The sequence below is a fragment of the uncultured Cloacibacillus sp. genome, assembly GCF_963926575.1.
GTDB lineage: Bacteria > Synergistota > Synergistia > Synergistales > Synergistaceae > Caccocola > Caccocola faecigallinarum.
In genome coordinates, this window is record NZ_CAWUXW010000003.1 from 594112 (window position 1) to 606416 (window position 12305).

9 protein-coding genes are annotated in these 12305 nt (G+C 58.5%); 5 read left to right on the forward strand and 4 right to left on the reverse strand.

All coding sequences use genetic code 11. From position 1 onward, the window contains the following. Positions 1-206: 206 nt before the first annotated feature. Both ABGT66_RS07985 and ABGT66_RS07990 read right to left on the reverse strand, forming a co-directional pair. Positions 207-470 (reverse strand): metal-sensing transcriptional repressor, encoded by a 264-nt coding sequence (locus ABGT66_RS07985; RefSeq protein WP_294194447.1) that lies wholly within the window; start codon positions 468-470, stop codon positions 207-209. Beyond that, positions 467-3085, reverse strand: coding sequence for a heavy metal translocating P-type ATPase (locus ABGT66_RS07990; RefSeq protein WP_346689994.1), 2619 nt, complete (start codon positions 3083-3085; stop codon positions 467-469). The genes ABGT66_RS07985 and ABGT66_RS07990 overlap by 4 nt, the downstream gene beginning before the upstream one ends. Positions 3086-4110: 1025 nt before the next feature. Between ABGT66_RS07990 and ABGT66_RS07995 the strand changes: the two genes are divergently transcribed. The 5 genes from ABGT66_RS07995 (at position 4111) to ABGT66_RS08015 (ending at position 10625) form a co-directional block, all read left to right on the forward strand. Then, a complete protein-coding gene (locus tag ABGT66_RS07995; protein ID WP_346689996.1) occupies positions 4111-4308 on the forward strand; it encodes a hypothetical protein in 198 nt (65 codons plus the stop codon). Between the two features lie 506 nt (positions 4309-4814). Continuing rightward, complete coding sequence (locus ABGT66_RS08000; RefSeq protein ID WP_346689997.1) at positions 4815-5231, forward strand: hypothetical protein; 417 nt, start codon at positions 4815-4817, stop codon at positions 5229-5231. 1222 nt (positions 5232-6453) lie between these two features. Next, positions 6454-8394, forward strand: coding sequence for a YadA-like family protein (locus ABGT66_RS08005; protein WP_346689999.1), 1941 nt, complete (start codon positions 6454-6456; stop codon positions 8392-8394). Between the two features lie 645 nt (positions 8395-9039). Beyond that, a complete protein-coding gene (locus tag ABGT66_RS08010) occupies positions 9040-9672 on the forward strand; it encodes a PBECR4 domain-containing protein (protein WP_346690001.1) in 633 nt (210 codons plus the stop codon). Positions 9673-9701: 29 nt separating this feature from the next. Beyond that, entirely contained in the window at positions 9702-10625 is a 924-nt protein-coding gene (locus ABGT66_RS08015; RefSeq protein WP_346690003.1) for a hypothetical protein, read from the forward strand. A 376-nt stretch (positions 10626-11001) separates the two neighbouring features. On the opposite strand, the gene ABGT66_RS08020 is transcribed toward ABGT66_RS08015, so the two are convergent. After that, a complete protein-coding gene (locus tag ABGT66_RS08020; protein ID WP_346690004.1) occupies positions 11002-11817 on the reverse strand; it encodes a MogA/MoaB family molybdenum cofactor biosynthesis protein in 816 nt (271 codons plus the stop codon). Beyond that, complete coding sequence (gene moaC / locus ABGT66_RS08025) at positions 11814-12305, reverse strand: cyclic pyranopterin monophosphate synthase MoaC (protein WP_303149625.1); 492 nt, start codon at positions 12303-12305, stop codon at positions 11814-11816. The genes ABGT66_RS08020 and moaC overlap by 4 nt, the downstream gene beginning before the upstream one ends.

Here is a 12305-nt window from a genome sequence, read left to right on the forward strand (position 1 = left end):
AACTGATAAGCCGCGAACTGCTTCATTATCCAAAAACTCTCCTTTTGTTCGGGTTTGACCCGACGGTGAGAATCCTAGCACCGCAAAACTTTGTTGTCAACAGGAAATTTGTAACGAAAAGCTGAACAAAACGCCCGCTGCATAAAACGCGCGCCGCCCCGTAAAGCTTCGCGGAGCGGCGCGCCTTCGTCCTTCTGCCGGACTTGCTACTGCGCCATGCGCTCGAGCAGCTTCAGCGCCTCTTCTATCTTCGGATTCGGCTCGTCGGTCTGGAGCGCCTCGCGCACGCAGTGCCTTATGTGCGCCTGCAATATATCCTGATTCGCGCGCTTCAGCAGAGACTGCGTCGCGACGAGCTGATAGGAGATGTCCACGCAGTAGCGGTCCTCCTCTATCATGCGCAGGATGCCGTCGAGCTGCCCGCGCGCGATCTTGATTTTGCGGCTTACCTCGGCTTTGTCCGCCTTCATGCGGCCTCTACGCCCGTGACCTCGTATCCCGCGTCGGTGACGGCCTTCGCGAGCACGGCGTCCTCGACCTCAGCGCCGAGCGTCACCGCCGCCGTCTTGGCTTCGAGCGACACCTCCACCGCATCCACGCCCGCGACGTTCTTCAGCGCCTGCGTCACGTGCTTCACGCACATCTGGCACATCATACCCTCTACATGCAGAACCTTCTTCATCTTCACATCTTCTCCCTTCGTCTCTTTTATAACCTCCGTCTTGTCCTCGACGGTTATTGCCGCGATATTGCACCGCGCGCCGGATTTTTCGCCGCCGTCTTCGGCGACTGCCGCGGCGGCGAATTTAGGCTTGAACAGGCGCAGCCGCAGCGCGTTCGAGACCACGAACACCGAGCTGAAGCTCATCGCCAGCGCGCCGATCATGGGGCTGAGCTTGAGGCCGAACGACGGATAGAAAATCCCCGCCGCGACCGGAATACATATCGTATTATAGAACAGCGCCCAGAAAAGGTTCTCTTTTATGTTGCAGATGACGGCCTTGCCGAGCTGTATCGCGCCCGCGACGTCGAGCAGGTCGCTGCGCATCAGCACGACGCCCGCCGACTCTATCGCCACGTCCGTCCCTGCGCCTATCGCAATGCCCACGTCCGCGCGCGCGAGCGCCGGAGCGTCGTTGATGCCGTCGCCGACCATCGCTACCTTCTGTCCAGACTCCTGAATGCGGCGGACTTCTTTCTCCTTGTCCTGCGGCAGCACCTCGGCGATAACCTCGTCCGCGCCGACCTCGCGCTGTATCGCGCGCGCCGTGCGCTCGTTATCGCCGGTCAGCATGACGACCTTTATACCCATTTCGTGCAGCTCGTTCACGGCGCGGCGGCTCGTCGGCTTCACGACGTCGGCGAGCGCGATTATGCCGATGAACCTTCCGTCGCGGACGAAGAAGAGCGGCGTCTTGCCCTCGTCGGCGAGCTTTTCTTCAAGCTCCTTCTCCATGCCGCCGTAAAGGCCGAACTCCTCCATCAGCTTTCTGTTGCCGCCGCAGACGAGCGCGCCGTCGATTTTTCCCCTCACGCCCTTGCCCGGCTCCTGTGCGAAATCGGCGACGGGCTTCATGGGCAGTTTATCCTCCGCCGCTTTCGCCGCTATCGCCTCGCCGAGCGGATGGCCTGAGTATTTTTCAAGCGACGCCGCGAGCGTCAGGAACTCCTCCGCGCTCATATCCGAACGATGAAACACGTCCGTCACGGCGGGCTCGCCGCGCGTTATCGTCCCCGTCTTGTCGAGGACGACGGTCTTTACGTCGTGCGCCGTCTCGAGAGCTTCGGCGGATTTTATCAGGATTCCGTTCGTCGCGCCGCGCCCGGTGCCGACCATGATCGCAGTCGGCGTAGCGAGGCCGAGCGCGCAGGGACATGAAATTACCAGCACCGCGATTGCGACCGAAAGCGCGAATTCGACGCTCTCGCCAGCTATCAGCCATCCCGCCGCGGTGACGAGCGCTATAACGATGACGACCGGCACGAAAACGCCGCTCACCTTGTCCGCGAGCTTCGCGATCGGGGCCTTCGAGCTCGTCGCCTCGTCAACAAGCCGCACTATCTGCGCGAGCGCCGTCTCGTCGCCGACGCCCGTCGCGCGCATTTTGAGATATCCGGACTTGACCGTCGTAGCGCCTATCAGCTTGTCGCCCGGCTGCTTCTCGACCGGTATGCTCTCGCCCGTTATCGCCGACTCGTCGACCGCGGCGTGGCCCTCCGTCAGCACGCCGTCGACCGGCACGGCCTGGCCGGCTCGCACCACGACGGTCTCGCCCTTCTCGACCTCTTCGACCGGAACTTCAGCCTCGACGCCGCCGCGCACTACGAAAGCCGTCTTCGGCGCGAGGTTCATAAGCTTGTTGATGGCGTCCGACGTGCGCCCCTTCGCGCGCGCCTCGAAAAACTTCCCCACCGTGATGAGCGTCAGTATCATGCCCGCCGACTCGAAATAAAGGTCCATCGAGAACTGGCTCACCATCTCGAGGTCTCCGTGGCCGAGGCCGAATGCGATTTTATAGAGCGCGTACACGCCGTAGACGAGAGCCGCGCTCGAGCCGAGAGCGATAAGCGAATCCATGTTCGGCGCGCCGTGCGCCAGCGACGTAAAGCCGACGCGGAAGAACTTGAAGTTGATGAACACGATGGGAACGGTCAGCAGGAACAGCGTCAGCGCGAAAATCATAGCGTTCTCCGTCCCGTGGAAAAACGCCGGAAGCGGCCAGCCCATCATGTGCCCCATTGAAATATAGAAAAGCGGCACTGCGAATACGACAGAGGCCATAAGCCGCCGCCATATCTTCTCGTATTCCTGTTTCGCGATATCCACGGGCGACGGCGCAGCCTTAGCCCTCGGCCCGGCGCTCCCCTTCTCCTCGCGCAGCGAAGCGCCGTACCCGGCCTTCACGACCGCCTCGACGATTCCCTCCGAAGTCAGCGCGGCCTCGTCGTACTCGACGGTCATGCTGTTCTTCAATAAATTTACGGAAACCTCTTTTATCCCCGGCAGCTTCGCGACGCTCTTCTCCACGCGCGCAGAGCAAGCCGCGCAGCTCATGCCGGTAACGTCGAAATGATCCTTTCTCATACATCTATGCTCCTTTGCCTCAAAGCTTCAATACCCACCCCCTGTGGGGGGTATATGGATTATACCGCGCTAACTCGCCTTTGTACAGCGGGCGGGAGTGCTTCGACATACAAGGTTGGATAACAAAATGGAATTCTGTTGTCGCTCTGTTGTATAATATCTGCGGAAGGGCCTTTGGCAGTAATGCCGGGTCTGCCAGAACGCGCTATCTCAGAGTAAGGGGGAATGAGAATGGCTAAGAATGATAAAGGCCGCTCATTTTATGAATGGGCGACCCTAATCATTAAACTGCTGACAGCGCTGGCGGCGCTCGTCGCAGCCGTGACGGAATTGCTCCGTCTCTCTTAGTTTGACTCAAAGCTCGGCCTTAAGCGTCTAGGCTGAGTTCCCGTCTCAGCTTGACAGGCCGGCCGGGAGAGGATTCATCCCCGTTATCCCTTCCGGCGGGGGCCTCTCTTTACTTCATATTATACCATCTTTCCCGCCTCGCGCTATCTATCGGACATTCCACCCCCCAGCCCAACCGCACAGATTTGTAAAACTTCTGCCGGCATGTTCCCCACTATGTCGCCCCTGAATGCTTCTGTCGGGGGCCCCCATCCCAAACGCTAGAGACCGCATTCAAAAACAGAGCCTATATATCCGAAACGCCTGTCAACCGTCATTCCGCGCCTCCGCAATTTTCTGCTTTTGTAAAAACCTCGCCGTTTCCCCACCATTGGAGGCAATTTCATCCAAAGGAGGGGACTGTCATGTCCTTTACGGAAAATCCGCGGAGCGCGCTCTGCTTCCGCTAGCGTGTGCTGCGGGACGTGCGGCGTGGAGGCGGAGCTTGAAGCTTACGCGCCGCTCGTTGCGTTCGGTCGCCTGGCGCTACGCGGGGCGCGGCGCGGAATTTGAGGATCTGGTGCAGGAGGGGTGCCTCGCGCTGCTCGTGCTGATACCGAGGTGCCCGGACAGGCGCTGGCTCGCGCGTTACCCTCAAAACCAACCTTCCGGGCTATGTGCGCGACGCGGCGGCGAGAATGAGAAAACCGATAACGAACGGAGGAGAGACGATGACGGAAGAGCTTGAGGCGACGCTCGGCAGAGACGAGGAACGCTACGAGGAGACGGAGCTGCGCGAAACGTTGGAGCGTTTGCTCACGCGCGAGGAGCTCGACATAACGCAGGCGCTCGTCGAGGGCTTCACGCAGGCGGAGATAGCGCGCGCCTCGGCGTGACGCAGCAGGCAGTAGCCGCGCGCGTCAAGAAAATCCGCGCGAAGCTGCGAAGCTCCTTTTACGACGAAAACGGCGAAACGCGACGAAGGTGACGCGCAGACGAGACAAACGGAAAAATCAAACTCTTGCAAAAATATGTAACTTGTGTAAAATACAGACAAATATGCTTGAAACGTGCGGATTTTCCAAAGAAAGGGCGGGTGTAAGATGTCAACAATAAGAAGCATTTATTGCGATTGTACAACAAATACCCCCCCCCCGTTTACATTCTTCTCAGTATGTTAACAATTTTTATACTATAACGGACTTCGCATTGGGCGAAGAAGGGCGCGAAAACGCCTCTGCTTTCGCGTGCTCTTACGCCATGCAGTATCTCCCGTACTTTGACGACGGATAGGGAGCTCGGGGCTTCGCGCCCCGTTTCCTCCGCCGTCAATTTTTTTTGAAAGGATGACAAAAAACAATGCGTTTGATAAAGGCAGTTACGGCACTGCTGTTGGTGGTGTGTGCTCTCGGCCGCCCCGGCCTTCGCGGAGGTCGCCGTCGTCGACGTAGCGCGCGTGATAGACGCGAGCGCGCCGGGCAAGTCGGGACAAAAGTATGTAGACAACCTGAAAGCCTCGCTCGAAGCGGAGCTCGAACGCTTCGTCAACAAAACTGCGAAAGACAAGGACGCGCAGGCGAAGGCCGCGAACAAGCAGGCCGAGCTCAACGCGCAGTTCGCCGCTGAATACGACCGCGTTACGGCGCGCGTCATGGACGAGCTGAGAAAAGTCGTCGCGCAGTGGATAAAGACGAACAAGAAGGGAATCACCGTCGTAGTCCCCGCGCATACGGCTCTCGGCTACGCCCCCGCCGCCGACGTGAGCGGCGAGATTTTGAAGAAGCTCAACGCCGTGGCGATTGATTTCACGGCGAAGTAGAACAGAAAGAAGAGACGGCAGTTCCGTCACCCCACGCTTCGACGGAACGGCTTGTCAGCGTAGCTGACATTTTAGATTTCATTTAGCCGTTCCTAGCATCGGCGGCGTTTTCGCCGATGGACGCGGGGCCCAGCGGCTTTTGATTCCGATACGTTACGGAATTTAACGACACTGGATTCCGCGGCAAGCGCGGAATGACGTTTTTTCCGTCTCACGTATAAAACAAACCTCAAATACGCAAAGGAAGGATAACATGAAAAGCAAGAAATTATTCCTCTGCCTGCTCGCGGCGGTGTTTGCGATATCTTCCTGCAATGTAGCTATGGCCGATACATACACGCTGGTAGGCGGAGAAGTCACAGGGGAAGATCCAATTGCAATAGGCGTGGGGTCTTCTGCGGAAAATCACTACGATATCTCGTTAGGCGTCAACGCAGTCTCAAACGGATATGCCCATCTCAGCAGCGAAACCCCGGCCATCGCCATAGGCTATAACGCGGAAGCCGTAGGCGCGGGGTTCATCGCTATAGGCAACGGCGCAACGGCAACGTCGGATGCCGATACAAGGCAAAAAACCGGCAATATAGCTATCGGCGATGGAGCGCAGGCTACAGGCAGATACTCAAGTCTGGCCGTAGGATATTCCACGAAGGCAGAGAGTCACGCGGCTGCGATTGGCCCATACGCTGAGGCAACCGGCGATCAATCGGCGGCTTTTGGATACCAGGCCTGGGCCACAGACTCCAACGCGGTCGCAATCGGATCAATGTCGAGAGCTCAAGGGAAGTGGAGCACGGCGCTGGGGCGCGACGCGCAAGCTACGGAACAATACACAACGGCGCTGGGATACTTCGCGCGAGCGACAGATGTAGGCAACGTAAGCGTCGGCGCTAGATCGGAAGCCAGAACTAGCAGATCTGTCGCCCTCGGATACGAAGCCAAGGCGTACGGAGCCAGTAGTATAGCAATTGGCAGCGGCACAATAGCGGGACAAGGTGAAGCAGACGACAGCGGCAAATGGGTCTCATCAACACAATCTGCTACTGCGATTGGATCATTTGCAAAAGCCCATGGCACAGACAGCACGGCTGTAGGAGTCTCAGCGGTTGTTAGTGAAGGCGTTACAAATTCCGTTGCCATAGGCCACGGCTCTCGGGCGAACGAAGACAACGTCGTATCGGTAGGCACGAGCACCAACAGTGGATATCGCCGCATCGTCTACGTGGACGAAGGCATCAACGGCACGGACGCCGTGAACGTAAATCAGCTGAAAGACCTAAGCGAGCTCCTCGGCGGTTCGACCCTTACCAACGGTCAGTGGGGCGAGAAGTTCGCGGTCGACGGGACGGAGTACGACAGCGTAGCCGACGCAATATCGTCTCTCGCGGGCGGCTCTGACAACGCCGTTCTTTACGACGGAGACGATAAATCCGCCGTCACGCTCCGCGGAACAAACGGCACGAAGATAACGAATCTCGCGGCAGGCGTGAACGACACCGACGCGGTGAATTTCAAGCAGCTTTCCGCCGTCAGCGAGGAAGCAAAGAATAAGGGAAGTTGGACGCTGAATGCCGGAGAGAGCGCAAATGTCATCGGCGACGGCGACAGCATCACGATAGCCGAAGGCTCCAATCTCAAAATAACCGCGGAGGGCGGCACGTACACATTCGGCGTGGTAGATAATCCCGAGTTCGCCTCCGTCAAGATAGGCGATTACACGATCAGCCACAATAACGGCCTCGATATGGGCGGCGCGGTGCTGGACAACGTCGCGGCGGGAAGCATCGCGAGCGGCAGTATGCAGACTGTCAACGGCGGTCAGCTTTTCACGACGAATACGAATCTCTCAAACCTCGGCGGCAGTGTCGCGAACGCTTTCGGCGGCGCGTGGAATTATGAAGACGGCGCGCTGTCCGGCGAGTTCACGTACAACGGAAGCGGGACGACGCTGCAGGGCGCTCTCGACAGCATCAGCGCCAAGCTCGATGAGCTTTCGGAGGGCTGGTATTTTGAAGCGAATGACGGCGGCGCATCCGGCGAGGCCGGAACCGGCGCGGGCGAGTCGCAGATAAAGCCCGGCGATAAGCTCACCGTGAACGCAGGCGACGATATCAATATCACGCAGAACGGCGACAAGGATTACACAATCAGCGTAGACCCGAACCTCAAGGAAGAAATCAAGGACGGGTACACTACGGCGGATAATATCCTGAAGGAAGAAATTACCGACGATTACACCACCGCCGACAATATTCTTAAGGAACAGATAAAGAACGACTATACGACTGCCGATAACGTTCTCAAAGAACAGATTGAGAATGATTACACAACGGCCGACAACGTCCTTAAAGAAGAAATCACCGACGCATACACCAACGCGGACAACGTCATGAAGGAGGAAATCACTGACGCTTATACGACTGCGGACAATGTGCTGAAGGAACAGATAAAGGACGACTACACGACTGCTGACAATATCGTGCGCGAGGAGTTCAAGGCTGCCGACTCCGAGCTTCGCGCCGATATCGACAAGAGCGCGGCGACTATTGAGGAGATAGGCGGCGTGCTCGGCGGAGCTGAGAACGGCTATATGACGCCTACGTTCAACTCCGTGACGGCGAATTCGCTGACAATGGGCAATTATACGATGAGCGCGACGAACAGCGGCTTCGACATGGGCGGCGCGCGGCTTTCCGGCATAGCCGACGGCGGCATATACCGCGGCAGTTCCGACGCGGTGACGGGCAATCAGCTGTGGGAGGCCTATAACCGCATGGACGACCTCGGCGAGCGCATCAACGTGGTCGGAGCGCACGCGGCGGCTCTCTCCGGGCTTCACCCGATCGACTATAACCCCTATGAGCCGACTACGCTTTCCGCCGCGGTCGGCACGTACCGCGACGAGTACGCCGTGGCGGTCGGAGTTTTCCACTACACGCGCGAGAACGTGATGTTCAACCTCGGCGCGTCGCTCTGCTCCGACGGCGACATCATGGGCCGCGCGGGCGTGAGCTTCACGGTCGGCAAGTCTTCGAAGAAGCAGCCGCTTCCGCCGAAGGATATGAACGAGGTGCAGGCTCAGCTCGCGCAGGTTCAGCAGGCGCTGTTTGAGCTGAAGGCGGAGAACAAGGAACTGAGGGAAAAGCTCGAAGCGCAGCGCTAGACGCCCGGCTTCGGCTACAACGCGCTCCCAACAGCGCACGGCTGGGAGCCCCGGCGCTTCCCCGCCGTTTTATGTTCTTACCTAACCTGATACAAGAGATAACCATTTCGTCACCCCGCGCTTGACGCGGGGCCCAGCGGCTTCTGATTCCGATACGTTACAGAATTTGACGACACTGGATTCCGCGTCGGAGCGCGGAATGACGGTTAACAGGCGTTTTCTTAAATAGGTTAAACAGATATAAATCCGCCGCGCCCGCGCGGGCGCGTGAGTTGAAACGCTTATGTTACGTTTAAGGCGCAGAAAGCGGGCCGCTCCCCCGGCCCGGGCGGGAGAGCGGACAGCAGAGCCCCGACGCGCTTCGGCACGTCTGGGCTCTCCGCGTTTTGACGAAAATTGACGCCGTCTTTAGAAGCATATATAATGAAGCCAGTAATAAAGGTGGGCTAACACCAGAATAAACCCGATATCATTCCCGGACGGATGTGCCGGACGGTCGGCGGGCGACGGAAAATCCCGATACTTATTGCCGGACGAATGTGCCGGACAGTCGGCGGGCGACAGAAAAATTAGCCGTGAAAGAGGCTATGCGGAGCTGCGGTTCCGACGCGCCTCTTTCTTTTTTGCCTGAAAGGCGGTTGCCGAGTGAGAGACAACGAAATAATCAGTAAAATTTGCCGCTGTGCTGCGCTTTACCGGCAGAATTTAGTCAATAAAAACTATATGATTGTCTATGACGTTTCAGACAAGGAAGCCGCGCTCTCGCCTGAAATGATAGAGACTGTGTTCGCCGCGCAGAATTTTTTGCATCTGACCGGCGTATTCACGCATTTGAAGCCTGTACAGTTTTACGAAAGATGCGCGGACTCAAGACTGAAAAAATCCGATTTTATCAAGCCGTCCAACGGCGTTCACGAGCAAAAGCTGCGCGTGCTTCACGAGCTTGTCTTCCCGCATATATACTGCAAGATGATAGGCGGCTTTAACGGCAATGGCTTCTATCTCGAAACGTCCCGCGTAATGGGCAGCGTCAGAGGGGCGATGGGCTTTAAGATTCCCGAACAAGCCCCAAATTTTTACGTTCCGAACACAGTTCTCGAGGGCGACGTGCGCAACCGCGTATGTAAGCCGTACAGAATCCTTGCTATGCTCCGCAAACAAATCAAAGAGGCTCGATACGAAAGAATATGCTATGTCGCGAAGGGCGTCGAGCTCTGCGATATCAATCCGTTTCTGCAAAGCACGGGAAGGTGCGCGGAGAATTTAATAATTGAGTAACGGCGTTCGACTGGGTGGTGTGCGGCTTTATGCGTGAAACTGAAAAAATAATGGAGTACGCCAGGCTTTCGGGGGCGTCGTACAAAGCGCCCGCGGAGATGGCGTATTTTCTCACGTCCGACCCGACCGACATGAAGTACGCAATGGCGGGATGGCGCGACGTGAAGGCGAGCGGCTTTCAGTGCTATCTGCTGAAGGACCGCTCGGAGGGAGGCTATGTCTTCGCCTTCCGCGGCACGGAGTTTATCCGCGAGCCTGTCAAGGACACTATCCTCACCGACGCGCGCATGATGCTTTTCGGCCCGCCGCCGCAGATGTATGACGCTCTTGCGTTCGCGGCGGAGATGCAGAAGAAATACGGCTTTTCCGAAAGGGAGGCCGTCTGCACTGGCCACAGCCTCGGCGGCACGCTCGCCGCTATGACGGGCTACGTCTTCGGCTTCGAGGCCTACGCCTTCAATCCATACGGCATAGGGAAGCTGACGGGCTCGGCGGACGGCGGCGCGGAAGGCAGCGGAGATATAGCCGCGTATATGAAGAAGCTCGGCGTCACGGTGAGGAAGAACCGCGAGACGATTCACAGCTTCGTCAACATCGGCATGTTCGAGCAGGATTTCGTCGCGGGTCTGCTCACCTCCGCGACGGCCTCGCACCATGTCGGCAGCGTCCATTATCTCAGGGACGCGCCGGGCAACTGGTTCAGCATCGCCGACAAGCACACTATAGGAAAAACGCTCGAAAACCTCGGCGAGCAGCGCTGGGCCGACGAGTCGGAGGCGCGGAACTACCTGCTGAGGCGCTGCGAGGAGTGGCTTGGCTGCGGCGATCTGCCGCGCGCCGTAAGGACGGCGCTGCGCCCGCGCGGGAACGCGGCCTGGAAGTACAGACGCGAGCGGATAAGACACCGGATAAGCGCTTTGCGGGAAAGGATTTTGCGCGAAAGGGACGAATGAGCGGCTAAGCTCTGCGGCGTTATGGAATTATAGTGACTAAACTTTTGAGAAAAACAGCACTTTCGTCATGCCGGGCTTGACCCGGCATCCAGTGTCGTTAGATACCGTAACGTATAGGAATAAAAAGCCGCCGGGCTCCGCGTCCATCGACCAAACGTTGCCGATAGGGTCCGCCCCGTTTCATCGGGCGCTAGGAACGGCCTAAGGAAATTTTTAATGTCCGCTGCGCGGACAGGCCGTTCCGTCGGAGCGCGGAATGACGATGTGCGCCGCGTCTTGTATGAGGTTAAGCGGCTGTACAAATGCAAGCGCCGCGCCGTTCCGTACAATCGGAAACGGCGCGGCGCTTTTATGCCGGGCTGGATTTAACTCGTCGTTAATGCTTGTGTCCGCCGCACTCGGTCGCGTCGCCGGTCAGGGTTTCTACGGCGTGGCGCAGGCCGCCTTCTATCGCTTCGAAGCACTGCTCTACTCCGCGGCGGCTTCCTGGGAAGGCTACGGCTAGGGTGCGGCCCGTTATTACGGCGACGGAGCGCGTGAGGAAGGAACGGCCCGTGTATTTGAGCGTCTCGACGCGCATCATCTCGCCGAAGCCTGGGACGACTTTGTCGGCTATCGAAAGGAGCGCCTCGGGCGTGTTGTCGCGCTGCGAGAGGCCGGTGCCGCCGGTCGTGAGGACGAGGTTTATCCCCGCTTCGGCCCACGCCATGACGGCGGCGCATATTTCCTCGGGGTCGTCGGGGACGATTTTTTTGTCCTCGGTGACGCAGCCGCGCATGAATGCGAGACGTTCGAGCTCCGGCCCCGCGGTGTCCTCGCGCTCTCCCCTGCTGCCTTTGTCGCTGACCGTGAGAACGGCGGTGCGTATCGCGGGCCATATCTCCGCGGGCTCGGAGACGCCGAGGAATCCCGCGCGGCATACGCGGAAATGTCCATCCTGCCAGCGCAGCAGCGTCGCGCCGTATTTGCCGACGGAGAGGAAGTCTCCTTCGTTGAGCTTGGCGTCGGGCGGAAGCACGACGGTCATCGCCGCGGCGCGTTCCTCGCCGTCGAGCGGTTCCCCGGCGCGGGCCCAGAGCACCGGCGTCTCGACGTCGTTGATGCAGACGTTTCCCTCCCTGTTTGTGCTGACGTAGCAGAGCGTGTGGTCGCCTATCAGCGACGGCGCGTAAAGCCTGAGTATTCTCATCATTCTCCGTAACCCCTTCCGGCGTTCCATTCGCCGCTCTTGCCTCCGGTCTTGCGAAGCAGGCGGATGTCCTTGATTATCATTCCTTTGTCTATTCCCTTGCACATGTCGTAGAAGGTGAGCGCCGCGACGGATACGCCGGTCAGCGCCTCCATCTCCACGCCGGTCACCTCGGAGGCCGTGGCCTCGCAGGTTATCTTCAGCGCTTTTTTCTCGTGGTCAAGCTCGCAGCGCACCTTTACGTTGTCAAGCCTTATCGTGTGGCAGAGCGGTATCAGGTCGGGCGTGCGCTTCGCGCCCATTATGCCGCCGAGCTCCGCTATCGAGAATGGGTCGCCCTTCTTGACGGCTCCGTTCGATACGGTCTTGTATATCTCGTCGGGCAGATAGAGCCAGCCTTCCGCCCACGCCGTGCGTTTCGTGACGGACTTGCCGCTTACGTCTACGAGCGTTGGCCGCCCGTCTGCGTCGAAATGCGTGTATTCGCCCAT

Excerpts from the sequence above, each read along its gene's own strand:
- ABGT66_RS07985 (WP_294194447.1), bottom strand. The coding sequence starts at position 470 with ATGAAGGCGGACAAAGCCGAGGTAAGCCGCAAAATCAAGATCGCGCGC.
- ABGT66_RS07990 (WP_346689994.1), bottom strand. The coding sequence starts at position 3,085 with ATGAGAAAGGATCATTTCGACGTTACCGGCATGAGCTGCGCGGCTTGC.
- ABGT66_RS07995 (WP_346689996.1), top strand. The coding sequence starts at position 4,111 with ATGAGAAAACCGATAACGAACGGAGGAGAGACGATGACGGAAGAGCTT.
- ABGT66_RS08015 (WP_346690003.1), top strand. The coding sequence starts at position 9,702 with ATGCGTGAAACTGAAAAAATAATGGAGTACGCCAGGCTTTCGGGGGCG.
- ABGT66_RS08020 (WP_346690004.1), bottom strand. The coding sequence starts at position 11,817 with ATGATGAGAATACTCAGGCTTTACGCGCCGTCGCTGATAGGCGACCAC.
- moaC (WP_303149625.1), bottom strand. The coding sequence starts at position 12,305 with ATGGGCGAATACACGCATTTCGACGCAGACGGGCGGCCAACGCTCGTA.